The organism is Mesorhizobium opportunistum WSM2075 (assembly GCF_000176035.2).
GTDB lineage: Bacteria > Pseudomonadota > Alphaproteobacteria > Rhizobiales > Rhizobiaceae > Mesorhizobium > Mesorhizobium opportunistum.
In genome coordinates, this window is the sequence record NC_015675.1 from 5,744,234 (window position 1) to 5,768,453 (window position 24,220).

Consider the following 24,220-nt stretch of genomic DNA (forward strand, 5'->3'; position numbering starts at 1 on the left):
TCCCTAAATCTTGCTAACCCGCGGCATCAATTGCCGGCGGCCGCTACCTTGTTCTGGCCGTCGACCTCGGCCATCAGCGTCTTGTTGGCGCCGGGCAGATCGGTCTTGGCTGCCGCCAGCCAAGTCTTGAACTGCGCATCCGAGACGACACGGATGGCGATCGGCATGAAGGCATGGTCCTTGCCGCAAAGCTGCGAGCACTGGCCATAATAAAGGCCTTCCTTCTCCGCCTTGAACCAGGTCTCGTTGGTGCGTCCCGGAATGGCGTCGATCTTGATGCCGAACGACGGCATGGCGAAGGAGTGGATCACGTCGGTCGCGGTGACAAGCACGCGGGTCATCGTGTTGACCGGCACCACCAGTTCGTTGTCGACGGCGAGCAGACGCGGATAGACCTTGCGATCCTCCTTGCCTGCCTTGGCGCGATCGCCATCCTGGAGGATGGCCGAATTGAAGGAGAGCGTGTTGTCGGTCTGGTACTCGTAATCCCAGTTCCACTGGTTGCCAGTGGCCTTGACGGTCAGCTTAGCGTCTTCCGGCGGGGTGTACTGCGCGGTCAGGAGCTGGAACGAGGGAATGGCGAGGCAAAGCAGGACCACGACCGGGCCGACGGTCCAGACCACTTCGATCAGCGTGTTGTGGCTGGTCTTGGAGGGGACCGGGTTCACACTCGCGCGGAATTTCACGATGCAATAGGCGAGGAGGAGCAGCACCAGAATGGTGATCGGGGCGATGAACCACATCGTGTAGTTTCCGAACCATTCGATCTGCCGCATCATGTCGGTCGCCGGCGCCTGGAAGGTCGTCTCCCATTCCACCGGCTGATCGGCCCGAGCGGATGTGCCGGCAAAAATCGTGGCAGCGGCATAAGCACTCAGAAACCTGGCACTTGCTGGAAACCTGGCGCTAGCTAGGAAATTTCTCATCGCCCTCTTCGTCTCCCAGTTCCTCGCGGCGGTGCCAACGAGAATAACGAACAATGCCGGGACGGGAATCCCGACAGTCTCAAGCTGGTTCAAACCATACTCTTTTTCCCTCCGCAAGAAAGGAGCGGCCGAAACCGTGCGGCATTTTTGCGCGCAGGCTGGCATGGCTCTTCCGGGGCAGCGGCCGCGACGACGAAACGCGTATGTTCGGCAGGCCACCCGCTTCATGTCGGCAGGACGCGGGGAGCGTCGTAATTCAGGCGAAATTGGCGGGGAAAAGCGCTGCATCGCCTGTTTCGGGACAGTTCGCGTGCGGTCTCGTCCTTTACTTGGCATTGGCGCGGCTTAAAGTGCCGTGATTCGCAATGGAGCCGTCATGAACTCTTGGCTTTCAAGACTGGGGCATACGCGACCGGGGCTTTCGAGCACCTCGGTCAAGGCCATGCTTGTCGCTGCCCTGTCGGCGGCCGGTCTGTTCGTCACCGGTCAGGCCAATGCCGCCCAGCCGAGCGGCACGGTGCGCTCGACGCATGGCGCCTGGTCGATCATCTGCGACACGCCGGCCGGCGCCACCTCGGAACAATGCGTGATGATGCAAAACGTCGTCGCCGAGGATCGTCCGGAAATGGGCCTGTCGGTCGTCGTGTTGCGCACCGCCGACAACAAAGCCGAGATCCTGCGCGTGCTGGCGCCGCTTGGCGTGCTTTTGCCGAACGGGCTCGGCCTCAATGTCGACGGCAAGGATATCGGGCGCGCCTATTTCGTGCGCTGTTTCCAGGACGGATGCTATGCCGAGGTCATCCTCGAAAAGCCGCTGCTCGATACGCTGAAGACCGGCACCTCGGCGACGTTCATTGTCTTCCAGACGCCTGAGGAAGGCATCGGCATCCCGGTAGACCTCAAGGGTTTCGCCGACGGTTTTGCCGCGCTGCCCTGATCCCGGTCCCTTGCACAGAACCGTGAGTGTGACGCGGTTTTCATGACCAGAAAGCGGCGCCCGCATCGAGCGGACGCTGTCATTCGGCGACGTGGATCTCCATTGTCGATTGTCTCGGCGCAGCTTCACGCCTACATCGGGGGAAAGCAGCAATCTTCCCACGAATGGACGCGCCATGAACAGCCTGATCGGCCAATTCGACATTTCAGACGATCGCATCAAGCAGATCGTCGCCGAGACCATCAACGGCGCCGATGACGGCGAACTGTTCCTCGAATACAGCGAGAGCGAAGCGCTGATGTTCGACAATGGCCGGCTGAAAACGGCCAATTTCAACACCGACCAGGGCTTTGGCCTGCGCGCGGTCGCGGGTGAAGCCAGCGGCTATGCCCATTCGAGCGACCTATCCGAGGCCTCGCTGCTGCGTGCGGCGGATGCCGTCTCGACCGTCAAGGGCGGCTATTCCGGCACGCTTGCCGCCGCACCCGCCCGCACCAACCGCCATCTTTATGGCGAGGAGAACCCGATCCCCTCGCCTTCCTTCGAGGCCAAGGCAAAGCTGCTGCAGGAAATCGACGCCTGGCTGCGGGCCGAGGATCCCCGCGTGCGCCAGGTGACCGCCTCGCTCGCCGCCTCCTGGCAGCATGTCGAGATCGTGCGCGCCGACGGCCAGATGGTGCGCGACATCCGGCCGCTGGTCCGCATCAACGTCTCGGTCGTGGTCGGCGATGGCGACCGCCAGGAGAGTGGCTCCTACGGCATGGGCGGGCGCAAGGCGTTCGGCGAATTCCTGATCGAGGACAGCTGGAAACACGCTGCAAAAGAGGCGCTGAGGCAAGCGCTGGTCAACCTCGAGGCGATCCCCGCCCCGGCCGGCACCTTCGACATCGTGCTCTCCAGCGGCTGGCCGGGTGTCATGCTGCACGAAGCCGTCGGCCACGGCCTGGAAGGCGACTTCAACCGCAAGAAGACCTCGGCCTTCGCCGGACTGATGGGCCAGCAGGTCGCCGCCAAGGGCGTCACCGTCGTCGATGACGGCACGATCCCCGAACGCCGCGGCTCGCTCACCGTCGACGACGAAGGCACGCCTTCGGCCCGCAACGTGCTGATCGAGGACGGCAGACTGGTCGGCTACATGCAGGATCGCCAGAACGCCCGGCTGATGGGCATGAAGGCAACCGGCAACGGCCGGCGCGAAGGCTACGCGCACCAGCCGATGCCGCGCATGACCAACACCTACATGACCGCGGGCGACATGGAGCCCGACGAGATCATCGCCTCGGTCAAGAACGGCATCTACGCCGTCTCGTTCGGCGGCGGCCAGGTCGACATCACGTCCGGGAAATTCGTGTTCGGCTGCACCGAGGCCTACCTGATCGAGAACGGCAAGGTGACGCAGCCGATCAAGGGGGCGATGCTGATCGGCAACGGGCCCGACGCCATGCACCGCGTCTCGATGGTGGGCAACGACATGAAGCTCGACAATGGCATCGGCATGTGCGGCAAGGCCGGACAAGGCGTGCCGGTCGGCGTCGGCCAGCCGCATCTCAGGATGAACCAGATGACGGTCGGCGGCACCCGGGTTTGAGGGCGGGCGCCGTTTCACGATCCCGATGGGCTTTCAGGCTTGAATTCGGTTCGGCTGCGGTCTATCTTACCTTCGTCTTACAAAGTAAGCCACAATGGCCGCTTCCGAAAAACTCACAACGACCGTCTCGACCAAGGGACAAGTCATCCTGCCCAGTGCAATCCGGAAGCGGAGGGATTGGGGTGCCGGAACGCGCCTGCAGGTCGAGGACACACCGGAGGGTGTCCTTTTGAAGCCTGCGCCAGCTTTTGCCGAGACGCGCCCAGAAGACGTGTTTGGTTCCCTGCCCCACAGCGGCAAACCGAAGACGCTGGAAGAAATGGACGCGGGCGTGCTTGCCGAGGCGCGGCGACGCCATGCTCGCGATTGATACCAATGTCATCGTTCGTTACCTGACGAGCGACCATCCGCAGCAATCGCCGCGCGCCCGAGAGCTGATCGACGGTCAGTCGGTCTTTGTCACCATCACGGTGATCCTGGAAGTCGAATGGGTGCTGCGCAGTGCCTATGGTTTCGGACAGGCCGAAGTCGTGCGGGCTCTGCGGGCGTTCGGAGGGCTCCCAACTATCGAGATGGAGGATGCCATGACCGTCTCATCCGCCCTCGATCTGGCCGAGACGGGGATGGATTTCGCGGACGCACTGCATCTCGGCAAGTCGGCGCATTGCTCGGGATTTGCCACCTTCGACCGCAAACTCGTCAAGTCTGCTCGGGCTGCAGGGCATGGCGGCGTGCAAGAGGCATAGCGGGCTCCGAACACAATCGTGTTAGCAAATTATTAATTGTTCAATTGCCTTGGCCGGCGTTTCCGCATTAACTCGTCGCCAATCTTCTCGTTGCGGTGGTGTTGGCAGTGCTGCGTTCCCCTGGCATCCTGACCTCTTCCTTCCTTCTGGGCCTTGCTTCGTTGATCGGTGCGACATCGCTATCTGTCGACCCCTCCGCGGCGCAGTCGACATTGTTCAAGCGGCCGTCGGTTCCGGCCACGAAGGCGCAGCCGATCGCGATCGACCTGCGCTCCGCCGCCGTTGGAGGACGCACCAGCGTTCCCTACGGCTGGGTCGATTTCTGCCATCGCAGGCCGAAAGAATGCAAGGTGCCCGCCCTGCCGGCCACGAGCGTCAAGCTGACCGCGCAGAACCTGCGTATCCTCAAGCGGATAAACCAAAAGGCGAACCGCGCCATCAAGCCGGTCAGCAACTACGAACACTGGGGCACGATGATGGACCACTGGGATTATCCGGTGGACGGCAAGGGCGACTGCAAGATCTACGCCCACTACAAGCGCAAGCTTCTCATGGAAGCGGGATTTCCCCGGCAGGCGCTGCTGATGACGGTGGTGCGCGACCTGAACAATGAAGGCCACACTATCCTGACGGTGAAGACCGACAGGGGCGATCTCGTCCTGGACAACCTGGCCGATCAAATCCGGCCCTGGAACGCGACCGGCTATTATTTCCTGAAACGCCAGTCGCAGCAGAACCCGAACATCTGGATGTCGATCAACCAGCGCGGCGGCACTCCGAAAACCTGACGTGTCGCCAGGCTCTCAGACCGAGCAGCCGAACTATGCGCCTTTTCCTGGAAATGCTTCCGCTGCGACCGGCCTACTGGTTGCAGGACGGCTCGCCCTCTTGCCCGCAAGATAGCTTCTTCTTGGACTCCTGCGGCTGCGGCAGGCGCTGCTCCTGCATCTGAGGTTTCGGCTGCTCTCGGAATTCCGGCCTCGGTTCCTGTCTTTGCGGCCGCAGCACCTGCTCGTTCGGCCTTTCCTGCATCAACCGGCGCTGCGCGTTCTCGTCCGGCCTGTTGACCTTGAAGTTGCGCTGGACGTCGACCTCGCCACCGGCGGACCCTTCTTCGTTCTGCAGCCTGCGGAACTTCCTGCCCCTGTCGCTCCTGTTGGCCAAACCTTGATCGCCCGGTTCGACGATGGACTGGCCGGGAGACAGATCCCTGCGCATCAGCTTCCTCGGCCTGCCGTTGTTCCGCTCGGAGAACACGTCCGGATTGTTGTTCCTGAACCGCTCCTCAACGCGCGGCCGGTTCTCGGCCGGCATACCGTTGACGGTCGGCAGTTTGCGGAATTTCCTGCCCTTTTTGGTTGCGCTCGAGCCCTGATCACCCGATTCGAAAACAGAGCGGCCGGCGGACAGGTCCTTGCGCCTCAGCTTCTTCGGCCTGCCGCTGCTCTCATCGGAGAAGGCGTTCGGATTGTTCTTCCGGAACTTCTCCCGCGCGCTCGGCTGGTTCTCGTCCGGCATGCCATTGACGGTCGGCAGCTTGCGGAGCTTGCGATTCTTGCCCTGGGCATTGCCGGCTCTGGTCTGCTCATTGCCCTGGCCGGTAGCGGCGGCGCCGGCGTTTCCAGTGGCCTGCTGGCTGTTGTTGCCACCCGCCGCGCCCCGCCCGCTCAAACGCTTCCCTGACTTGTCGCCAGGCAGGTTCTGGTCGCCAGGCAAGTTCTGGTCACTAGGCAAGTTCCGACCGTCGAGCGCCGGCTTGCCGTTGACGAGCGGCAGCCTTTTGCCGTTCGCACCAGGCAGGGCATGGTCGCGCGAAAGCTTGCCGGTCGAGGATCGGGTATCCGACTGCGGAATAGCAGTGCCGGACTGCTGGCCCTCAATGACGCGCTGCCCGGGCTTCAGCGGCAAGCCGGCCTGTTTCTGGCTGCCCTGTTTCCGGTCGCCCAGTTGCTGATTGGTGATCTGACTGGACATGGCCGCCTTCTTCTGCAGCGGCGGCGGCAACGCGACCCTGGCCGCCAGCGCATCCGCGCGGGCACCAACGGCGCCTCCGGTCGTCTGCCGGCCCGTGGTGCGGCCACCCTGAACACCGGCGCTTGGCTGCGCGGCCTGATCGATGGTCTCGTTTTTGATCGTCGTGTTGATATTGTTGATGACGGTCGTGTTGTGGATGTTGTTGAAGATGATGTCGTTCGGCGGCGGCACGATGTGGCGCGGCGGGTTGATGAACACGGGTATCGGCACGAATAAGGGCGTCGGCAGGACGAAGACGTCGACCGGCGGCGGCGGTGGCTCGAGCACGACGAAATCCGGCGGCGGCGGCGGCAGGAAGATCACCGTGATCGGCGGTGGCGGCGCGAAATCGAAATCGTCGAAAAAGATTACTGGACGGTCGACATAGATAATTTCCTCGGGCGGTGGTGGCGCCACGTCGTAGACGATGACGGTGAAGCTCTCCGGCGGTTCCAGCTCGGCGTCGAAATGCTCCAGCCGGCGGCGCGCGTCCCAGGCATGCGGGCCGCGCGCGTAGCGTTCCAGATAGGACCAGTAGGCTTCAGGCGTGTCCGTCATCCAGGTCTCGCGCCAGGTGATCGCCTCACGCCGGGCCGCAATGATGGCGCGCACGCGCTTGGCCATCGGATCGTGCGGATAGGCGTCGAGGAAATCGTCGTAACCGCGCATCGTGTCGCGCTCGAGGGCGGCAACATAGGCGTCATGCGCGTCGAAATCGCGGATCGGCCTGGTTCGCGCCGCCCGGGTCTCCGCGGCCGAAACCTTGGGCGGAGGAGCATCCGCGCTGCGCTCGAAGAAAACGAAAGGCGCCGTGATCTTCGAAGCGCTCCATGGCAGTTCCCCGCCTTGCGTGACCTCGCTGACGCGCAGGCGCGTGCGGTCGAATACGTCCCGTAGCGACAGGCCGCCTTCGCGCATCATCTCGGCAAGCGCCTTGGCGTAGGCTCCGTAGGGCGCTTTGCCCTCCGGCGCGACAGTTCCCGGAGCGGCGTTGAACGCTATCAGCATGTTCGGATCGGGATCGACCAAGGCAAGGCCACCGGCCAGCGGCTCCTTCCACTTTGGGAAGGGATTTGGCCGCGCCGCGTCGAGCACGACGATATTGACCTTGGTCGGCAACCCGGACAGCGGCCTGGTGATATCGGAAATCCGCATCGCCTGAAGCGGGATATCGTTTGGATTGGCGATCTGAGCATCGACCGGCAGGAAGTAGTTCTCACCCTCGAACTGCACGCCATGGCCTGCGAGATAGACGAAAACGACGGCGTCGGGACCGGCGGCGGACACCTTGCCCATGAAATCGCGAAACGCGCCGCGCAGCGAGTCCTGGTCCACGTCACGCGCGCCAACCACGTCGAACCCGGCGGCCTGCAATGTCTGCGCGATCAGGCCGGCGTCATTGGCGGCCGTCGCGAGCTCTCCGGCCTTGTAGGCGCCATTGCCGATGACGAAGGCCAGACGCTTTTCACCTTGCACCACCGCCCCGGTGGCGGCGGTGACCGCGAAAAAAAGGAGAACGAAGACGAGACCAACGAATTTGTGAAGCGTCCGCATTGCAATCCGCAATCCGCTATCCGTCGTCCCTTCAGCCTAACAACGCCGGAAGGGTCGCAATGTTTCCCGAACCGGGCGAAAATAGAGAGACGCAACGCGGCGGCTTTGGGGCGCAATTTCGTCGAAAGAGCACAGGCTTCACAAATTTCCGCGAGCCAGCGACATCGGACTACCGGCGTCGCCTCGGTTTCTCCAGCAAGGCGACGGCCTCGACATGAGGCGACCACAGGAACTGGTCGATCGGCGTAACGCTCTTCAGGGTGTAGCCGCCATCGATGAGGATGCGCAGGTCCCGCGCCAGCGTCACCGGGTTGCAGGACACCGCGGCAACGTAGGCAACATCCGAGCGGGCGATCTGCTTCGACTGGTCCTCGGCACCAGCGCGCGGCGGATCGAACACCAAGCCGTCGAAGGCGTTCAGCTCCTTGAATGTCAGCGGCCGACGGAACAGGTCGCGGCGCTCGCCCGTCACCCGCTTCAGACTGGTCGCGAAACGCGATCCGCGGTCGAGCGCAGAAAGGGCCGCCGCATCGCCTTCCACGGCATGGACTTCCGACTTCGCGGCCAGCCTGAGCGCAAAGCTGCCGCAGCCGGCGAAAAGATCGGCGACCTTCTTGGCACGCTTCAGATGGGCGCCGACAATATCGGCCATGGTCTGCTCGGCTGCCTCGGTCGCCTGCAGGAAGGCGCCGGGCGGCACGGCGACCGCGACGCTGCCGAACATGACCACTGGCTTCCTCGGTTCGATGATGATCTCGTCATCGATGGACAGTCTGGCAAAGCCTTGCGCCATGACGAAATTGGAGGCGATGCGGCGCTGGTTCTCGCCGAGCTTGCCGGATTCATGCGCGGCGACGTCGAGGCCGGAACCGGTCACGGTCACCGCCATCCGGAACGATTTCGTGGTGGCGCAGATCAAGTCCGCGAGCGCCTTAAGCCGGTCGAGCGCGGCGACGATCTCGGGCAGCGAAATCGGACATTCGGATATGGGGATGATTTCGGGCGACAGATGGCGATTGAAGCCGAGCAGCATGCCTGTCTCGGTGCGCCGGGCGGCAAGCACCACACGGCGGCGCGTGTGCGGCGCGCAGGCGACCAGTTCGCCGATGTCGCAATCGATGCCCTTCAGGGCGTGGACCATCTTGTCGCGTTTCCATTGGCGATAGGCTTCGGCCCGGAAATGCTGGAGGGCGCAGCCGCCGCATTCGGTGAAATGGCGGCAGGCGGGATCGATGCGCAGCGGCGAGGCCTCCAGCACCGCCATCAGCATGGCGCGATCCCTTTCGCGCGCGGCGGTGACGGTTTCACCGGGCAGCGTGAAGGGAATGAACAGATCGCCGCTTTCGGTTTCGGCGATGCCGTCGCCCTGGGCGCCAAGCTTTTTGATGGTGAAGCGCGCGCTCATCTATCCTTGACCCCACCGAGCAGGAATTCGCGGTTGCCGTCGCCACCTTCGATCGGCGACAGATGCAGGCCGAGCGAGCGCCAGCCGGGAACGGCGTCGAGCCAATCCTGTAGCAGGCCGGCGACACGGGCAGCGTCGAAGGGATCTTTCAACAGGCCGCCCTTGCCGATCGCCTCGCGACCCGCCTCGAATTGCGGCTTGACCAGAAAGATCGCCCTGGCACCGGCCTTCGCAATGGCAAGCGCCGGCGGCAGCGCGAGTTTCAATGAGATGAAGCTGACATCGGAGACGATGAAATCCGGAATCCTGCCGGCAAGATCGGCGATGGTGAGATCGCGGGCGTTCAGCCCCTCGACGACCGTGACGCGCGAATCTCCGGCAACATCTGGATGCGTCTGGCCGTGACCGACGTCGATCGCCGTGACATGGGATGCGCCGCGTTCGAGCAGCACCTGAGTGAAGCCGCCGGTCGAGGCGCCGACGTCCAGCGCCTCGCTTCCAGCGGGGTCGAGGCCGAAATGGTCAAGCCCGCCGAGCAACTTCAACGCCGCGCGCGACACATAGCCTTGCGCCGGATCATCGATGGTCACAAGACATTGCAGCGAAACGTTCTGACCGGGCTTGCGCGCGATAACACCGTCGACCGTTACCGTGCCGCGCTCGACCGCATCACGGGCACGCGAACGGCTGGCAAACAGCCCGCGCTGGACGAGCAGGTCGTCGAGCCGCTGGCGGGCGCTGGCTGGCAGAGGCGAATTCATTGGCCTTCATGGCGAAAGCCGGCGGTGATGGCAAGGACATTGGGGTGGAACAGAGAACATCGTCGGACAGCGTGCGAAATCCAAGCGACCTGCTGCACTTTGAGGGGCGCGTCCCAAGAACACGATGACAGCGCGGGACCGCACCCCATAAGCGAAACAACCGAGTTGAGGTTACCATGGGCATGAGCTTGTGGTTTAAGGTGGTTGAGACTTGCCTTGCCAGCACAAGGCGGCGAAGAGAGAATGTGCACTGTCACCGCAAATCCGTAATTCCAGTCACAGTACTTCTTGCCCCTATCGCGCGCACTTTTTTCTCCGCATATTACCTATCTATGATCATTCCCAACATGAATAGGAGTGAAAAAAAGGCCCTTACATAGAAAATTGCCTTTTTCAGCTTATCGTGCCTCGCCCTGTAGAAAATGTATAAAAGTGATTGATAAATAATAGATATAATTATGACAATTGCGCTAATAGAAATCAGTAGTGCGCCAAAACTTTTCACGTTAACCTCGATGATGCCGTCGACTATAGCAGGCCACCAGAAGCAGGCCGATTACAATGATCGCAAGTCGTCGCCCAATCATTCATCTGCTGGGCGCGAAAGCCCGCGGGCGCACCAGCTCCCATCTGAACATCAGGCCTTGCCCCATCGCAGTCAATGCGCGGCTGGCGCCGCCAGAAGCGGTCGCCGACTTGCCGATCGACCGTTTCGACGGCCTCGACACTTTTGAGGATCTGCCGCGGGACGGCCGCTGCGTACGCGACATGTGGTTCTAGAATATGGTGCGGGGCACTTGCCGGTCGACGGCTGGAGACAGGCCGTCGCCCCGCCCCCCTGAAGCCTGTTCACGCGGATGCTCAGCCGGGGGCGCAGGCGCGGGGTCCGGCACGACCACCAATTGCGGCACCTGCTTGTAGGAAAAGCCGCCCCTGATATCGCCCATCTTGCCGGCGACAATGCCCACTGCTGCCTTTTCGAGATTGCGGTCATAGCTTGTCTCGGCCGCCGCGGGTGCCGCGATGACGGCCAGAAACGCCGCGCCACACAAAAGCGTCTTCATTCCCATTGTCTCCCTGCCTGGCATCGATCTAGCAGGGCGTCGTTGAAAAACGGCCAAGAGATACGGTAAGCAAAACGCCAAATGACAGTGTTAACAATGGGTTATGAAATCAGGCCGGCAAACCGATTCAAGCGCTTGATATGTCGAGTCAGGCGCGCTGGGCGTGGGCCGTATGCCCCAGCGCGGTGAACACGGTGCGCACGATGCCGTCGGCATCGAGACCGGCATCGGCATACATCTTTTCCGGCTTGGCGTGGTCGGTGAAGGTGTCGGGCAACACCAGCGGGCGCACCTTGAGGCCGCTTTCCAGCAATCCTTCATGGGCGAGGAACTGCAGCACGTGGCTGGCGAAGCCGCCCACTGCCCCCTCCTCCACCGTCACAAGAACCTCGTGCGAGCGGGCGAGCCGCCGGATCAGATCCTGGTCGAGCGGCTTGGCGAAGCGAGCATCGGCGACCGTAGTGGAAAGCCCGGCTGCGCCGAGTTCCTCGGCGGCGACCAGACAATCCTGCAAACGCGTACCGAAGGACAGCAGGGCGACCTTGGTGCCTTCCCTGATAATGCGGCCCTTGCCAAGTTCGAGAACCGAGCCGCGTTCCGGCATGTCGACGCCGACGCCGTTGCCGCGCGGATAGCGGAAGGCGATCGGCCCGTCATCATAGCTCGCTGCGGTTCGCACCATATGGCGCAGCTCCGCTTCGTCGGCCGCCGCCATCACGACGAAACCCGGCAGGCTTGCCAGGAAGGTGGTGTCGAAAGCGCCGCAATGGGTGGCGCCGTCGGCGCCGACGAAGCCGGCGCGGTCGATGGGGAAACGCACCGGCAATTTCTGGATCGCGACGTCGTGGACGACCTGGTCGTAGGCGCGCTGCAGGAAGGTCGAATAGATCGCCGCGAACGGCTTGTAGCCTTCGGTGGCGAGGCCGGCCGCGAAGGTGACCGCATGCTGCTCGGCAATGCCGACATCGAAGGTCCTGGCCGGGAACACCTCGCCGAACAGGTCGAGGCCGGTGCCGCCCGGCATGGCGGCGGTGACGGCGACGATGCGGTCGTCCTCGCGGGCCTCCTGGATCAGGCTTTCGGCGAACACCTTGGTGTAGGCCGGCGCGTTGGCCGGCGCCTTGGCCTGCGTGCCGGTGATGACGTCGAACTTGTTGACGCCGTGATATTTGTCGGCGGCGGCTTCGGCCGGCGCATAGCCCTTGCCCTTCTGGGTGACGACATGGATCAGCACCGGGCCTTCGCCATTGTCGCGGACGTTCTTCAGGACCGGGATCAGATGCTCCAGATTGTGCCCGTCGATCGGGCCGATGTGATAGAAGCCGAGCTCCTCGAACAGCGTGCCGCCGGTGACGTAGCCGCGCGCATGTTCGACCGCCCGTGTGATCGCGCGGTCGGCGCGCTTACCCAGGTAGGAGGTCAGCTTCTTGCCGAAGTCGCGCAGGCCGGCATAGGCCTTGCCCGAGGCAAGCCGCGCCAGATAGGCGCTCATGGCGCCGGTCGGCGGCGCGATCGACATGTCGTTGTCGTTGAGGATGACGATGAGACGGGCATCGAGCGCGCCGGCATTGTTCATCGCCTCATAGGCCATGCCGGCCGACATGGCGCCGTCGCCGATGACGGCGATGACATTGTTGCGGCCGCCAGAGAGGTCGCGCGCGGCGGCCATGCCGAGGCCGGCCGATATCGATGTCGAGGAATGGGCGGCGCCAAAGGGATCGTATTCGCTCTCGGCGCGGCGGGTGAAACCGGACAGGCCGCCTTCCTGGCGCAGTGTGCGGATACGGTCGCGGCGGCCGGTCAGGATCTTGTGCGGATAGGCCTGGTGGCCAACATCCCAGATCAGCCGGTCATCCGGCGTGTCGAAGACATAGTGCAGCGCCACCGTCAGTTCGACCACGCCAAGGCCGGCGCCAAGGTGGCCGCCGGTGCGAGACACGGCGTCGATCAGTTCGAGGCGAAGCTCGGACGCAAGCTGAGGCAGCTCGCTCTCGGCAAGCGCGCGCAGATCCGCCGGAATGCGGACCTTGTCGAGAAGCGGCGTCTGCGGCGTTGCGTTCACGGGTGCTCGGGCTTTCTGTTCAACGGCGGGATAGGCCGCCGGCCGGCGAAAGTAAATGCGTGTCAGCGACGCGGATCAATCAGGTCCCCTCGCCGATCTTCTTCAGCCTTCCGGCAACGGAATAAACTCTTCCTCATCTCCTGGAACGATATCGAAGCGGCCCGTCTTCCATTCCTGCTTGGCCTGTTCGATGCGCTCCTTGGACGACGAGACGAAATTCCACCAGATATACCGCTTCGAACCGAGCGAGGCGCCGCCGAACAGCATGAAATGCGCACCGGTTTGCGACGATACGATGATCTCATCGCCGGGACGGAACACCAGCAGACGCTCCGCCGGGAAGACGTCGCCCGAAATCGAGACCTCGCCTTCAAGCGTATAGACGGCGCGTTCTTCGGCATCGGGCGGGATTTTCACACTGGCGCCCGGCGCAAGCCTGAGATCGGCGTAGAGCGTCTCGGAGTCGGTCCTCACCGGGGAGCGCAGTCCCTGGAAATCGCCGATGACGACGCGGCCGCTGACGCCTTCGGCGTCGATATCGGGAAGCCGCAAGACAGCGGTGTTCTCGAACACCGGGGCCACCTCTTCCTTGTCGTCCGGCAGCGCCAGCCACGTCTGCAGGCCGGAGATGGACATCGGCGCGCCGCGCAGTTCTTCGGGCGTGCGCTCGGAGTGCACGATGCCGCGGCCGGCGGTCATCAGGTTCACGTCGCCGGGCTGGATCACCATTTCGGTGCCGAGGGAATCACGATGGCGGATCTTGCCGTCGAACAGATAGGTCACCGTCGACAGGCCTATATGCGGATGCGGGCGGACATCGAGCGCCTGGCCGGCGCGCAGGATCGCCGGTCCCATGCGGTCGAAGAAGATGAACGGACCGACCAGCCGTCTCTTGGCGGTCGGCAAGGCGCGGCGGACTTCAAAGCCGCCAATGTCCTTGGCATTCGGGATGACCATCAGCTCGATCTGGTCGCTTGCGAAGGCGTCGCCGGCTTCGGGATCCTCCCCGGGGAAGAAGCTCATGAACTCTCCTTGTCGGCGGCCAAGGACCGCCCTGGCCACATCAGGCGAAGCGGATCGCCGCCTTTGCCCGCAGTTTGGCCGCAACCTCTTCGCGATTGCGCGGATGCTGGTTGGTTTCAAGCGAATCGAGAAGCTCGCGTGCCGATGCCGCGATAGCTTCGACCGCATGGTCGAACGCGTGCTGGTTCTGCTTCGAGGGCCGCGTCGTTCCGCTCAGCTTGCGGACGAACTGAAGTGCCGCGTCGCGGACTTCGTCGTTGGTTGCCGGCGGATCAAAATTGAACAGGGTCTTGATGTTTCTGCACATCGCTTCCGTATCTCCTCTTGTCCTGGAGCCGTTTCAATCGGGACGAACTCTAATCCTCAAACATGATAGTGTCCAAAAACCGGTGAGACCGCGCTCCAAGAGCGGTTCACCCTATCTCTTTGTTTTAACGCAATTCCGGACGGAAAACCGTCTCACACTTTTCCTGGAATTGCTCTAGTCCGCGTCGAGCGGCTCCGTCCCGACTGGCTTGCCGTCGCGCGACAGCCTGATCTTCTCGACCTTGTCCTCGGCGGCCTTCAACAGCCGGTCGCAATGCACCTTCAACGCCTCGCCGCGCTCATAGATCTTGATCGACTGGTCGAGCGGTACGTCGCCGCGCTCCAGATCATCGACGATCTTCTCCAGCGCGTCGAGTGCCTGTTCGAAGCTCATCGCCTTGACGTCTTCGTTGGTCTCACCAGCCATCATTCATCCTTTCATCAGTCGCCCGACATGGGCGGCGACCGAAAATGCCAATCCCTGCAGATCGTAGCCGCCCTCGAGCAGGCTGACGAGCCGGTTGCGGCTGTGGCGCGCGGCGCGCTGCATCAGCTGGCCGGTCGCCCAATCGAAATCGTCCTCGGTCAGGTTGATCTCGGCCAGCGGGTCGCGGTGGTGCGCATCGAAGCCCGCGGAAATGATGATCAAATCCGGCGCGAAATTGTCGAGCGCCGGCAGCACGCGCGACAGGAAGGCGTCGCGAAATACCTCACTGCCGGTCTGCGGCGCAAGCGGCGCGTTGACGATGTTGCCGGCGCCGGTCTCGTCCTTCGCGCCGGTGCCGGGGTAGAGCGGCATCTGATGCGTGGAGCAATAGAGCACCGAAGGATCGTCCCAGAAAATGTCCTGCGTGCCGTTGCCGTGATGCACGTCCCAGTCGACGACCGCGACGCGTTCGACGCCATGCTTCTTCTGTGCATAACGCGCGGCGATGGCCGCCGTGTTGAAGAGGCAGAAGCCCATGGCCGTGGTTTTTTCGGCATGGTGGCCAGGGGGCCGCGCTGCGACGAACACATTGTCGGCGCGGCCCTCAAAGACATCGTCGACGGCCGCATTGGCGGCGCCGATCGCCGCGATCGCAGCTTGCCAGCTCTTCGGGCTGGCGGTGGTGTCGGCATCGATGCGGGCGATGCCTTGGTCAGGGATGGCGGCGCGCACGCGGGCGACGAAATCGGCGGGATGCGCGTAGAGGATGGTGGCCTCGTCACCTTCCGGCGCCTTGACACGATCGAGTGCGGCGAAGGCCTCGTCGTCGAGCACCCGCTCGATGGCGCGCAAGCGGTCCGGCCGCTCGGGGTGGCCAGGCGGCGTGATGTGTTCGAGGAAGATCGGATGCGTGTAGAGACGAGTGGCCATGCTCCCTATCTAGTGCCCCGGCGCCGCGATGGCCATGCATCGCGGCTCGATCGCTGGGGAAAATCACGCCTGCGTCCATTGGCGTCGCTGCGGGGATTGGCGCCCTGGGCGGTTCGGCGTAAGGTCGCGGACACTGCCTGGTGCCCGCCGCAAGCGGGAGAATCGGGAACACGGTTGAATTCCGTGGCGTGCCCAACGCTGTGAGGGGGACCGCGCCGGTAAATGCCACTGTCGATGACGGGAAGGCATCGGACGCGGGTTGATCCCAAGCCAGAAGACCGGCCTGGCAGACATCGTCATCCGCATGGTCAGGCGGCTGGCATCGATAGCAATCGCAAGGGGACAAGCGATGCCGGAACACATGACCGCTCCTGGTAGCGACGGATTTGACCAGATGGCGCGAGACGCGGTCTACCGCGCCATGTTCACGCGGCGTGACGTGCGCAGCCATTTCCTGCCCGACGCGCTCGACGACGAGGTGCTGGCGCGGCTGCTGCTTGCCGCCCACCACGCGCCGTCGGTCGGCTTCATGCAGCCGTGGAACTTCATCGTCATCCGCGATGCCGCACGGCGCGCGGAAGTGCGCGACCTGTTCCTCGCCGCGCGCGAACAGGAACTTCCGGCCATCGAACAGGAAAGGCAGGCGCTCTACCGCAAGCTCAAGCTGGAAGGCATCTGCGAAAGCGCGCTCAACATCTGCATCACCTGCGACCGGCAGCGGTCGAAGGGTTCGCCGCTGGGACGCTGGCACAATCCGGAAATGGACCTCTACAGCACGGTCTGCGCGGTGCAGAATTTCTGGCTGGCGGCGCGCGCCGAGGGCGTCGGCGTCGGCTGGGTCAGCATCATCGAGTCGCAAGCGCTGAAGAGCCTGCTGGCTATTCCCGATCACGTGACGCCGGTCGCCTATCTCTGCGTCGGCCGGGTCTCCGAATTCGCGCCGAAACCGGACCTCGAAACCCATGGCTGGGGCCGACGCCTGCCGCTGCCCGAACTGATCAAGAGCGAGACTTTTTGCGGTCAGGGCGAGGTGCGGCTCAAATCGACGGTTGCACGCCTCAACGCCGTCAATGCCGCGCCGGCAAGCCCGGCCGATCAGCGTGTCGCGCCCGCCGTATCCCAGCGCGAGCCGCCGAAGGAGGCCAGCGCCTTGTCCTTGAGTTCCCTGAATTTCGACGATGCCTCGGAGAGCCGAGCGTCCCAGGCGGGATCGGGCACCTGGCCCTCAATGGTCTTGAAATAGACCTGCATCAGGCAAGCGATGGCGAAGGGCTCGATGAAAGCCGCCTTGAACGCCCAGGCAAAGACGATGGCGAGCACGAAGGCCCAACCAGCCAGTTGCCCCGGCATGATGAAGAGAATTGCGGCGGCAGGAGCCAGCATAGCCAAGAAGATGACGAAAGAGACGCCCCACATGATGACTGCCAGCCAGACGGCGTTCTTGACCATGGTCTTGCCGTTCTGGGCGTAGAGCACCACGCCTTGGCGCGCTGTCTCGAAGGGCGAGGACGAATTGATGCGGATATTGTAGCCGAGGATGATCTCGTCGACATAGGTCAGCGATAGGCGGATCACCGTGTTGATGAAGGAGACCAGGCCGCTCAGGCCCGGAATCGGCAGGAAGGCGGCAATGCCGCCAAGCAGGCCGGTGATGGCGCGGATGGCGCCCTTGACCAATTGGTCGACGACGAAAAGGATGTTGGCCTCGGCGAACCGCTCGGTCACGACTTGCCTGGCATAGGCGATCTGGTCCTGGCCGCCGGGAACGTCCTGGCCGTCAATCAGATGGACCATGACGGCGATATGGCCGGCCTTGACGACATAGAGGATGTATTCGCGGATCCAGTAGACGGCGATCGAGACGATGCCGAAGCCGACCACGCCGCCCCATAGGGCAAAGGACATCGGCCCGTCGGGATCTGTGGAGATATGGCCGACGCCATAGCCGACCGAGGCACCGGTGCCGGTCGCCATGATGTAGGCCAGCGTGATGCCGAAATAGACGATCATGCGAAAGACAATGAAGGGCCAGGTCCGCATCATGATGGACACCGACCTGCCGATATCGAAATCCCACATGCCCCGAATCCCCTCAGAGATGGCTGGGGAGGATGCGCTCAACCCGAAGATTGTCAATCGTGGGCGGATCCCGGACCGCGGACGGGATATCAGTTCGGCTGCGAACCCGGTTTCCTGAGCAGGCCTTCGAGCAGTTGCTTGAACGCCACCACCACCTTCCTCGATGTCGCCTCGGGATCGTTCGAATTGGCGATCCGCTGCGCCGCCTGGCTGCTGGCGCCGTTGATCAGCCGTGCGGCGGTTTCGGGGTCGACGCTCGGGACGACCACCCCCTCCCCTTGCAGCGCGGCAAGATGATCGGTCATTGAGCCGACGCAGGCATTGGCATTCGACCATTGTGCCGGATCCCCCAGCACGGCCGGGCCGTCGCGGAACATGATGCGCTGGATCTCCGGCTCCAGCGCCATCTCGATATAGGTCGTGCACTCGTCGACGAAGTGTTGCCAGCGGTTCGGCGCTCTCGATGCGACCTCATTCACCCGAGCCGCCATCTCGGCGTCGATTTCGGCGATGACCGCCTCCAGCAACCCCTTCTTGTCGCCGAAGTGATGATAGAGCGCGCCGCGCGTCAGCCCAGCCGACGCTGTGAAATCATCCATGGACGCCTCGGCGTAGCCGATGGTGCCGAAGGCCTGCCGGGCCGCGGCGATCAGCTTGGCGCGCGTCTGCGCAATCATCTCCTTGCGTGGTTTGTGCATTCCGTCTGGCCCTATTCACATACGTCTCGTATGCCAATTGACATACGCGACGTATGGTCTATCTAACACTCATACGCGTCGTATGTAATTGTCGAATTGTCCTTTGTCGAGGAACAGCATCATGCAGAACCCCTATTCGGAAATCTTTCGCGCCCCTGGCGCCAAGGGCTTTGCAACTGCCGGCTTCATGGCGCGCTTGCCGATCGCCATGGCTCCGATCGGCATCGTGGCGATGCTGTCGCAGACACACGGCGAGTACTGGCTGGCGGGCGCCGTTTCGGCGACATTCGCGCTGGCCAACGCTTTCCTGGCGCCGCAAATATCAAGGCTGGTGGACCGCTTTGGCCAGACCCCAATTGTCGTGCCCACCACCATCATCTCCGTGCTTGCTTTCCTCATGCTGATTGCAGCGGCCAATCAGGACTGGCCTATGTGGACGCTGTTCGTGTCCGCGCTGCTGGCGGCAGCCATGCCCAGCATGCCGGCAATGGTACGGGCGCGCTGGACCGAGATTTTCCGGGGCCGGCCTCAGATGAACACCGCCTTCGCCTTCGAATCGGCGGCGGACGAACTGGTCTATATCGCCGGAGCGTCGCTGTCGGTGGGCCTCAGTGCCGGCCTGTTCCCCGAGGCCGGCATGCTGGCGAGCACCTTGTTCCTCGCCGTCGGATCGATGGCCTTCATCCTGCAGCGGTCGACCGAGCCGAAAGTGCGACCGGTGGACTATGGCTCCAGCGGTTCGGCGATCCGCCTGCGGCCGGTGCGGATCATCACCTTCGCCCTGATCTTCATCGGCGCGACGTTTGCGACAACGGAAGTGAGCACGGTGGCGATCACCAAGGAACTCGGCCAGCCGGGTGCCGCGAGCCTCGTCATCGGCGTCTATGCGCTGGGATCGTTCGCGCTGGGCATCGTCGTCGGCGCGCTCAACCTCAAGGCGCCGCTGCAGCGCCAACTTGCCATCGCGGTCGCCCTGGTCGCGCTCGGCACACTGCTGCCGCTCACCGCCGACAGCGTGCCGCTGCTGGCGCTGACCGTCTTCATCAGCGGCGTCGCGATCTCGCCGACCTTCATCACGGCGTTCGGCCTGATCGAACGACATGTGCCGGAAGCGATGCTGACCGAGGGGATCACCTGGGTGATGACAGGCATCGGCATCGGCATGGCGCTGGGGTCGTTCACCGCCGGTGCGGTGGTGGACGCGTTCGGCGCCCAGAACGGGTTCTGGGTTTCGGTGGCATCAGGCACCATTGCGCTGGTCACGGTACTATTTGGGCAGAGCAGCCTCGCCATCCACAATTGCGAGCTGGATGGATGCGAAGCGGCGGTCGTTCCTGCTGAATGATCCACGAAGCGCCCGGTTTGAACGGACCGGGCGCTATCATCACTGGCAGTTCAGATGATTTCGGTTTTGGCGATATGGATGCCAAACCCTTCGAGGCCGACATAGTGGCGTTCGCGCGAGGCGATCAAATTGATCGAGGAGATGCCGAGATCCTTGAGGATCTGAGCGCCGAGGCCGATTTCGCGCCATTCATTCTCGCGCCGGCGGGCCTCCTCATGATCCTCGCGCTCGCCGCTCGCCGGGCGCTTGCGCTCCTGGTGCGCGACACCGACGGAGCCCTCACGCAGATAGACGATGACGCCGCGCTTGCGCTCGCCCATTGCCTTCATGATGGCGTCCAGCCGGTGACTGGTGCCGAAGACGTCGGTCACCACATCCTCGGAATGCAGGCGCACAGGCACCTCTTCTCCATCGCGGATGTCGCCGAAGACAACGGCGACGTGGTGCATGGAATCCCAGGGCAGCGTGTAGGTGAAGACCTGCGCCTTGCCGCCGAGCGTGTCGATTTCGGAACAGGCGACGCGTTCGACCAGTGTTTCCTTGCGTTGCCGGTAGGCGATGAGATCGGCTACCGACACCTGCTTGAGACCATGCTCTTCGGCAAAGGCCGCGACCTGCGGGCCGCGCTTGACGGTGCCGTCGTCATTGACCAGTTCCGAGATCACACCGATCGGCGGCAGGCCGGCGAGCTTGCACAGGTCGACCGCTGCTTCGGTATGGCCGGAGCGCATCAGCACGCCGCCCTCGCGCGCGATGAGCGGGAAGATGTGGCCGGGGCGGACGAAATCGGAAGCGCCAACATTGCCGTTGGCGAGGTTGCGGACGGTCAGCGTGCGGTCGTCAGCCGAAATGCCCGTCGTGGTGCCGTGCTTGAAATCGACGCTGACGGTGAAAGCGGTGGTATGCGCCGAATCATTGTCGGCGACCATCGGCTGCAGGTTGAGCCGTTTGGCTTCCTCGCGCGGCATCGGCGTGCAGACGATGCCGGAGGTGTTGCGCACGATGAAGGCCATCTTCTCCGGCGTGCAATGAACGGCGGCGACGATCAGGTCGCCCTCGTTCTCGCGCCCGTCATCGTCCATGACGACGACGATCTCGCCGCGTTCGAAGGCACGCAGGGCTTCGACGATCTTCTTCTGGTCGTAAGGCATGGAGTGCTCGCTTCGCTCGCGGGAATAGGGAGTAGGCAATAGGGCAGTAGGGGAAAGAAAAAAAGGCCTACTGCCTATTCCCTACTGCCTACTCCCTTCCCGTCTGTCCCCGATGGCGCAGATAATGATCGGCGATGGCGCAGGCAACCATCGCCTCGCCGATCGGCACGGCGCGGATGCCGACGCAGGGATCGTGGCGGCCCTTGGTCATCACCTCGACATCGTTGCCGTCCTTGTCGATCGACTTTCGCGGCGTCAGGATCGATGAGGTCGGCTTGACGGCGAAGCGCGCGACGATCGCCTGGCCGGTCGAGATGCCGCCGAGGATACCGCCAGCATTGTTGGACAGGAACACCGGTTTGCCGTCATTGCCCATGCGCATCTCGTCGGCATTCTTTTCGCCGGTGATGCGGGCGGCCTCGAAGCCGTTGCCGATCTCGACGCCCTTGACGGCGTTGATCGACATCAGGCCTGACGCGATGTCCTGGTCGAGCTTGGCATAGATCGGCGCGCCGAGCCCTGGCGGAACGCCGTCGGCGACGATCTCGATCACCGCGCCGACCGAGGAGCCGGCCTTGCGGATGCCGTCGAGATACTGAGTGAAGACGGGAACGGAAGCCGGATCGGGCGTGAAGAACGGATTTTCCGCATCGCCGATGAAGTTCCAGTTCCAGTTGGCGCGATCGATGGACTTTTCACCCATCGACACCAGCGCGCCGCGCACCACCATCCCTGGCACCACCTTGCGGGCGAGCGCACCGGCCGCCACGCGCGCGGCCGTCTCGCGGGCCGAGGAGCGGCCGCCGCCACGATAGTCGCGTATGCCGTATTTGACGTCATAGGTGTAGTCGGCATGACCCGGCCGGTACTGGCGGGCGATTTCGCCATAGTCCTTCGAACGCTGATCGACATTTTCGATCAGCATCGAAACCGGCGTGCCGGTGGTGATCATGGTCTCGCCGTCCTCGTCGAGGACGAAGCCCGACAGCACCTTGACCTCGTCGGGTTCGCGGCGCTGGGTGACGAAGCGCGACTGGCCCGGCCGGCGCTTGTCGAGTTCGGCCTGGATTTCGTCACGCGTGAAGCGGATGCCGGGCGGGCAGCCGTCCACCACACAGCCGAGCGCTGCGCCATGGCTTTCGCCCCAGGTGGTGACACGGAAAAGATGGCCGAACGTGTTGTGAGACATGGAAAAGTGCCCTGATCGGCAGCCGAGCCGGTTGAAGCCTGCGTTCTATTGGCGTTTTCCACAGGGGTCAAACTGTGATCCGGCGGATTTAGTTTTGACACATTCGGTTGGTTTCTGCTCTGCTCCATTCGCCGTTGAGGATCCGCCGCCACCGTGCCGGCGCAATGACCAAAGAGGACGATGATGCGTACCCTGATTGGCGCTGTTGCCGCCACGCTGCTGCTTTCCACCGCCGCTTTCGCCGGCCAGACCGAAGGCCTGATCAAGAAGATCGACAAGGACGCGCTGACGCTGACGCTGGACGACGGCAAATCCTACAAGCTGAACGCCGAGACCGATCTCGACGCGCTGAAGCCGGGCATGGACATCGTCATCGCCTACGATGTGACCAATGGCGAAAACGTCGTAACCGATATGCAGCTGCCGGACAGCGACACGAACTAAGCGCGTCGCGTTTGAACGGGTTCAGGTGACCTAAAGCCACTCCAGGCTCTTGCCTTCGAGCTTGAGCACGCGATCCTGTGGTATCTCCAGGTTCGCTGCCTCGTCCTCGGCCATATCAAGCACGAAACGGAACAAGGTGCGCATGACGCCGCCATGCGTCACGCAGACGGTCTGCCGGTCCAGCGCATCGAACCAGGGTTTGACCCGCTCGAGCAGCATCCGGTAGCTCTCGGCGCCTTCGCCCGGCGGCCGAAAATTCCATTTATCCAAAGCGCGCATCCTGCTCGCGCCGGGATATCGCGTCTCGAGTTCGGCAAAGGTGGATCCCTGCCAATCGCCGAAATTGACTTCGACGAGGCGGGGATCGGTCCGATAGGCATCCGGATCGAGTTGCATCGCAGCGCGGATACGTTCCATCGTTTCGCGCGTCCGCTTCATCGGACTGGCGACGAAATCGAAATTCTCCGGATCATGGACAAGTTCGGCCAGCCGAACGCCGTTTCCGGTCGCCTGTGCGCGGCCAAGAGCATTGAGATCGGTGTCGGCCTGCCCTTGCAGCCGGAACTCGGCGTTCCACGCGGTCTGGCCGTGGCGCACGATATAAACCAGCGGGTACATCAGGTCTTCCGGTGGTCGGGCCTGGGCCTGGGCGGAGGGGATTAGTCCTTGACCGTCGAAATATCAGGCGCGTCGACCGCCTTCATGCCGACGACGTGATAGCCGGAATCGACGTGGTGCACTTCGCCGGTGACGCCACGCGACAGGTCTGACAGGAAATAGACGCCGGAATCGCCGACCTCTTCCTGGGTAACCGTCTGCTTCAGCGGCGAATTGTATTCGTTCCACTTCAGGATGTAGCGGAAGTCGCCGATGCCGGAAGCGGCCAGCGTCTTGATCGGGCCGGCGGAGATCGCGTTGACGCGGATCTTCTTGGAGCCGAGATCGACGGCCAGGTAGCGCACGCTGGCTTCGAGCGCGGCCTTGGCTACGCCCATGACGTTGTAGTGCGGCATCACCTTCTCGGCGCCGTAGTAAGTCAGCGTCAAAAGCGACCCGCCATCGGTCATCAGCGCCTCGGCGCGCTTGGCGATGGTGGTGAAGGAATAGACCGAAATGTCCATGGTGCGCAGGAAGTTGTCGCGCGTCGTCTCGACATAGCGGCCGGTCAGCTCGTCCTTGTCGGAAAAAGCGATGGCATGGACGAGGAAATCGAGTTTGCCCCCCCAATGCTTGGCGACATTGGCGAAAACCTCGTCGAGGCTCGCCGGATCGGTGACGTCGCAATGGCCGGCGACAAAAGCGCCCAGTTCCGTGGCCAAAGGCTCGACACGCTTCTTGAAGGCCTCGCCCTGATAGGTCAGCGCGATTTCCGCGCCGTGATCGACGCACGCCTTGGCGATGCCATAGGCGATCGACCTGTTGTTCGCGACGCCGAGAATAAGGCCGCGTTTGCCGGCCATCAGGCCCTGTCCACCCGCCATGTGCGTGCTCTCCGCAAGATCTTCTGCTTTGTGGAGTGCCTATCGCACAGGCACAAAGCCCCTTCAAGCGTTCAAACCGGACAGTTCGGGG

The 24,220-nt window shown here is 63.2% G+C and carries 23 protein-coding genes, 2 pseudogenes and 1 riboswitch; of the genes and pseudogenes, 9 read left to right on the forward strand and 16 right to left on the reverse strand.

Annotation, left to right across the window (positions count from 1 at the left end):
- Nucleotides 1–26 precede the first annotated feature (26 nt).
- Nucleotides 27–1,043 (reverse strand): cytochrome c oxidase subunit II, encoded by a 1,017-nt coding sequence (coxB, locus tag MESOP_RS27725; RefSeq protein ID WP_041165072.1) that lies wholly within the window; start codon nucleotides 1,041–1,043, stop codon nucleotides 27–29.
- A 259-nt stretch (nucleotides 1,044–1,302) separates the two neighbouring features.
- On the opposite strand from coxB, the gene MESOP_RS27730 reads away from it, so the two are divergent.
- From MESOP_RS27730 to MESOP_RS27750, 5 genes are all read left to right on the forward strand, one after another.
- Nucleotides 1,303–1,863 carry an invasion associated locus B family protein gene (locus MESOP_RS27730; RefSeq protein ID WP_013896661.1) on the forward strand — a complete coding sequence of 187 codons (561 nt, stop codon included), beginning with the start codon at nucleotides 1,303–1,305 and terminating at the stop codon, nucleotides 1,861–1,863.
- Between the two features lie 175 nt (nucleotides 1,864–2,038).
- Complete coding sequence (gene tldD / locus MESOP_RS27735; protein WP_013896662.1) at nucleotides 2,039–3,451, forward strand: metalloprotease TldD; 1,413 nt, start codon at nucleotides 2,039–2,041, stop codon at nucleotides 3,449–3,451.
- Between the two features lie 94 nt (nucleotides 3,452–3,545).
- Nucleotides 3,546–3,821, forward strand: a complete 276-nt coding sequence (locus tag MESOP_RS27740; RefSeq protein ID WP_013896663.1) for an AbrB/MazE/SpoVT family DNA-binding domain-containing protein — start codon at nucleotides 3,546–3,548, stop codon at nucleotides 3,819–3,821.
- Complete coding sequence (locus MESOP_RS27745) at nucleotides 3,808–4,197, forward strand: type II toxin-antitoxin system VapC family toxin (RefSeq protein ID WP_013896664.1); 390 nt, start codon at nucleotides 3,808–3,810, stop codon at nucleotides 4,195–4,197. The genes MESOP_RS27740 and MESOP_RS27745 overlap by 14 nt, the downstream gene beginning before the upstream one ends.
- 107 nt (nucleotides 4,198–4,304) lie before the next feature.
- The gene (locus tag MESOP_RS27750) at nucleotides 4,305–4,985 is read left to right on the forward strand and encodes a transglutaminase-like cysteine peptidase (protein ID WP_013896665.1); all 681 of its coding nucleotides are present in this window, start codon (nucleotides 4,305–4,307) and stop codon (nucleotides 4,983–4,985) included.
- A 73-nt stretch (nucleotides 4,986–5,058) separates the two neighbouring features.
- Here the strand turns inward: MESOP_RS27750 and MESOP_RS27755 are convergent, their stop codons facing one another.
- From MESOP_RS27755 to MESOP_RS27765, 3 genes are all read right to left on the reverse strand, one after another.
- Nucleotides 5,059–7,764 carry a caspase family protein gene (locus MESOP_RS27755; protein WP_013896666.1) on the reverse strand — a complete coding sequence of 902 codons (2,706 nt, stop codon included), beginning with the start codon at nucleotides 7,762–7,764 and terminating at the stop codon, nucleotides 5,059–5,061.
- A gap of 169 nt (nucleotides 7,765–7,933) precedes the next feature.
- A complete protein-coding gene (locus MESOP_RS27760) occupies nucleotides 7,934–9,169 on the reverse strand; it encodes a class I SAM-dependent RNA methyltransferase (RefSeq protein ID WP_013896667.1) in 1,236 nt (411 codons plus the stop codon).
- Nucleotides 9,166–9,930, reverse strand: a complete 765-nt coding sequence (locus MESOP_RS27765; protein WP_013896668.1) for a TlyA family RNA methyltransferase — start codon at nucleotides 9,928–9,930, stop codon at nucleotides 9,166–9,168. The genes MESOP_RS27760 and MESOP_RS27765 overlap by 4 nt, the downstream gene beginning before the upstream one ends.
- Nucleotides 9,931–10,581: 651 nt before the next feature.
- Between MESOP_RS27765 and MESOP_RS27770 the strand changes: the two are divergent.
- Nucleotides 10,582–10,710, forward strand: a pseudogene (locus MESOP_RS27770) (GFA family protein); the annotation flags it as partial.
- On the opposite strand, the gene MESOP_RS27775 reads toward MESOP_RS27770, so the two are convergent.
- From MESOP_RS27775 to MESOP_RS27800, 6 genes are all read right to left on the reverse strand, one after another.
- Nucleotides 10,707–10,994, reverse strand: coding sequence for a hypothetical protein (locus MESOP_RS27775; protein WP_013896670.1), 288 nt, complete (start codon nucleotides 10,992–10,994; stop codon nucleotides 10,707–10,709). The pseudogene MESOP_RS27770 and the gene MESOP_RS27775 overlap by 4 nt on opposite strands.
- 148 nt (nucleotides 10,995–11,142) lie before the next feature.
- Entirely contained in the window at nucleotides 11,143–13,056 is a 1,914-nt protein-coding gene (gene dxs, locus MESOP_RS27780; protein ID WP_013896671.1) for a 1-deoxy-D-xylulose-5-phosphate synthase, read from the reverse strand.
- A gap of 102 nt (nucleotides 13,057–13,158) precedes the next feature.
- Entirely contained in the window at nucleotides 13,159–14,079 is a 921-nt protein-coding gene (locus MESOP_RS27785) for a pirin family protein (RefSeq protein WP_013896672.1), read from the reverse strand.
- 40 nt (nucleotides 14,080–14,119) lie between these two features.
- The gene (locus tag MESOP_RS27790; RefSeq protein WP_010914875.1) at nucleotides 14,120–14,386 is read right to left on the reverse strand and encodes a DUF2277 domain-containing protein; all 267 of its coding nucleotides are present in this window, start codon (nucleotides 14,384–14,386) and stop codon (nucleotides 14,120–14,122) included.
- A gap of 174 nt (nucleotides 14,387–14,560) precedes the next feature.
- A complete protein-coding gene (locus MESOP_RS27795) occupies nucleotides 14,561–14,812 on the reverse strand; it encodes an exodeoxyribonuclease VII small subunit (RefSeq protein WP_013896673.1) in 252 nt (83 codons plus the stop codon).
- 3 nt (nucleotides 14,813–14,815) lie between these two features.
- Nucleotides 14,816–15,742 carry a histone deacetylase family protein gene (locus tag MESOP_RS27800; protein ID WP_013896674.1) on the reverse strand — a complete coding sequence of 309 codons (927 nt, stop codon included), beginning with the start codon at nucleotides 15,740–15,742 and terminating at the stop codon, nucleotides 14,816–14,818.
- A 121-nt stretch (nucleotides 15,743–15,863) separates the two neighbouring features.
- Nucleotides 15,864–16,043: riboswitch (cobalamin riboswitch) on the forward strand.
- 48 nt (nucleotides 16,044–16,091) lie between these two features.
- On the opposite strand from MESOP_RS27800, the pseudogene bluB reads away from it, so the two are divergent.
- A pseudogene (gene bluB, locus MESOP_RS36315) lies at nucleotides 16,092–16,742 on the forward strand (5,6-dimethylbenzimidazole synthase); the annotation flags it as partial.
- Nucleotides 16,743–16,837: 95 nt separating this feature from the next.
- On the opposite strand, the gene MESOP_RS35320 reads toward bluB, so the two are convergent.
- Nucleotides 16,838–17,821: a hypothetical protein gene (locus tag MESOP_RS35320; RefSeq protein WP_013896676.1), complete on the reverse strand. Its 984-nt coding sequence runs from the start codon at nucleotides 17,819–17,821 to the stop codon at nucleotides 16,838–16,840.
- An 89-nt stretch (nucleotides 17,822–17,910) separates the two neighbouring features.
- The gene (locus tag MESOP_RS27810; RefSeq protein WP_013896677.1) at nucleotides 17,911–18,519 is read right to left on the reverse strand and encodes a TetR/AcrR family transcriptional regulator; all 609 of its coding nucleotides are present in this window, start codon (nucleotides 18,517–18,519) and stop codon (nucleotides 17,911–17,913) included.
- A 121-nt stretch (nucleotides 18,520–18,640) separates the two neighbouring features.
- Between MESOP_RS27810 and MESOP_RS27815 the strand changes: the two genes are divergently transcribed.
- A complete protein-coding gene (locus MESOP_RS27815; protein ID WP_013896678.1) occupies nucleotides 18,641–19,864 on the forward strand; it encodes an MFS transporter in 1,224 nt (407 codons plus the stop codon).
- A 50-nt stretch (nucleotides 19,865–19,914) separates the two neighbouring features.
- On the opposite strand, the gene ribB is transcribed toward MESOP_RS27815, so the two are convergent.
- Both ribB and aroC read right to left on the reverse strand, forming a co-directional pair.
- Nucleotides 19,915–21,015: a 3,4-dihydroxy-2-butanone-4-phosphate synthase gene (gene ribB, locus MESOP_RS27820; RefSeq protein ID WP_013896679.1), complete on the reverse strand. Its 1,101-nt coding sequence runs from the start codon at nucleotides 21,013–21,015 to the stop codon at nucleotides 19,915–19,917.
- Nucleotides 21,016–21,103: 88 nt separating this feature from the next.
- Nucleotides 21,104–22,204, reverse strand: coding sequence for a chorismate synthase (gene aroC, locus MESOP_RS27825; RefSeq protein WP_013896680.1), 1,101 nt, complete (start codon nucleotides 22,202–22,204; stop codon nucleotides 21,104–21,106).
- A gap of 183 nt (nucleotides 22,205–22,387) precedes the next feature.
- On the opposite strand from aroC, the gene MESOP_RS27830 reads away from it, so the two are divergent.
- Nucleotides 22,388–22,648, forward strand: a complete 261-nt coding sequence (locus tag MESOP_RS27830; RefSeq protein WP_013896681.1) for a DUF1344 domain-containing protein — start codon at nucleotides 22,388–22,390, stop codon at nucleotides 22,646–22,648.
- A 30-nt stretch (nucleotides 22,649–22,678) separates the two neighbouring features.
- On the opposite strand, the gene MESOP_RS27835 is transcribed toward MESOP_RS27830, so the two are convergent.
- Both MESOP_RS27835 and fabI read right to left on the reverse strand, forming a co-directional pair.
- Entirely contained in the window at nucleotides 22,679–23,266 is a 588-nt protein-coding gene (locus MESOP_RS27835) for a histidine phosphatase family protein (RefSeq protein ID WP_013896682.1), read from the reverse strand.
- A gap of 41 nt (nucleotides 23,267–23,307) precedes the next feature.
- A complete protein-coding gene (gene fabI / locus MESOP_RS27840) occupies nucleotides 23,308–24,129 on the reverse strand; it encodes an enoyl-ACP reductase FabI (protein ID WP_013896683.1) in 822 nt (273 codons plus the stop codon).
- Nucleotides 24,130–24,220: the final 91 nt, after the last annotated feature.

Bases quoted from the DNA above. Each gene is read 5' to 3' on its own strand.
- MESOP_RS27730 (WP_013896661.1), top strand. From the start codon at position 1,303: ATGAACTCTTGGCTTTCAAGACTGGGGCATACGCGACCGGGGCTTTCG.
- tldD (WP_013896662.1), top strand. From the start codon at position 2,039: ATGAACAGCCTGATCGGCCAATTCGACATTTCAGACGATCGCATCAAG.
- MESOP_RS27740 (WP_013896663.1), top strand. From the start codon at position 3,546: ATGGCCGCTTCCGAAAAACTCACAACGACCGTCTCGACCAAGGGACAA.
- MESOP_RS27745 (WP_013896664.1), top strand. From the start codon at position 3,808: ATGCTCGCGATTGATACCAATGTCATCGTTCGTTACCTGACGAGCGAC.
- MESOP_RS27755 (WP_013896666.1), bottom strand. From the start codon at position 7,764: ATGCGGACGCTTCACAAATTCGTTGGTCTCGTCTTCGTTCTCCTTTTT.
- MESOP_RS27760 (WP_013896667.1), bottom strand. From the start codon at position 9,169: ATGAGCGCGCGCTTCACCATCAAAAAGCTTGGCGCCCAGGGCGACGGC.
- MESOP_RS27765 (WP_013896668.1), bottom strand. From the start codon at position 9,930: ATGAATTCGCCTCTGCCAGCCAGCGCCCGCCAGCGGCTCGACGACCTG.
- MESOP_RS27775 (WP_013896670.1), bottom strand. From the start codon at position 10,994: ATGAAGACGCTTTTGTGTGGCGCGGCGTTTCTGGCCGTCATCGCGGCA.
- MESOP_RS27785 (WP_013896672.1), bottom strand. From the start codon at position 14,079: ATGAGCTTCTTCCCCGGGGAGGATCCCGAAGCCGGCGACGCCTTCGCA.
- MESOP_RS27790 (WP_010914875.1), bottom strand. From the start codon at position 14,386: ATGTGCAGAAACATCAAGACCCTGTTCAATTTTGATCCGCCGGCAACC.
- MESOP_RS27795 (WP_013896673.1), bottom strand. From the start codon at position 14,812: ATGGCTGGTGAGACCAACGAAGACGTCAAGGCGATGAGCTTCGAACAG.
- MESOP_RS27800 (WP_013896674.1), bottom strand. From the start codon at position 15,742: ATGGCCACTCGTCTCTACACGCATCCGATCTTCCTCGAACACATCACG.
- MESOP_RS35320 (WP_013896676.1), bottom strand. From the start codon at position 17,821: ATGTGGGATTTCGATATCGGCAGGTCGGTGTCCATCATGATGCGGACC.
- MESOP_RS27810 (WP_013896677.1), bottom strand. From the start codon at position 18,519: ATGCACAAACCACGCAAGGAGATGATTGCGCAGACGCGCGCCAAGCTG.
- MESOP_RS27815 (WP_013896678.1), top strand. From the start codon at position 18,641: ATGCAGAACCCCTATTCGGAAATCTTTCGCGCCCCTGGCGCCAAGGGC.
- ribB (WP_013896679.1), bottom strand. From the start codon at position 21,015: ATGCCTTACGACCAGAAGAAGATCGTCGAAGCCCTGCGTGCCTTCGAA.
- aroC (WP_013896680.1), bottom strand. From the start codon at position 22,204: ATGTCTCACAACACGTTCGGCCATCTTTTCCGTGTCACCACCTGGGGC.
- MESOP_RS27830 (WP_013896681.1), top strand. From the start codon at position 22,388: ATGCGTACCCTGATTGGCGCTGTTGCCGCCACGCTGCTGCTTTCCACC.
- MESOP_RS27835 (WP_013896682.1), bottom strand. From the start codon at position 23,266: ATGTACCCGCTGGTTTATATCGTGCGCCACGGCCAGACCGCGTGGAAC.
- fabI (WP_013896683.1), bottom strand. From the start codon at position 24,129: ATGGCGGGTGGACAGGGCCTGATGGCCGGCAAACGCGGCCTTATTCTC.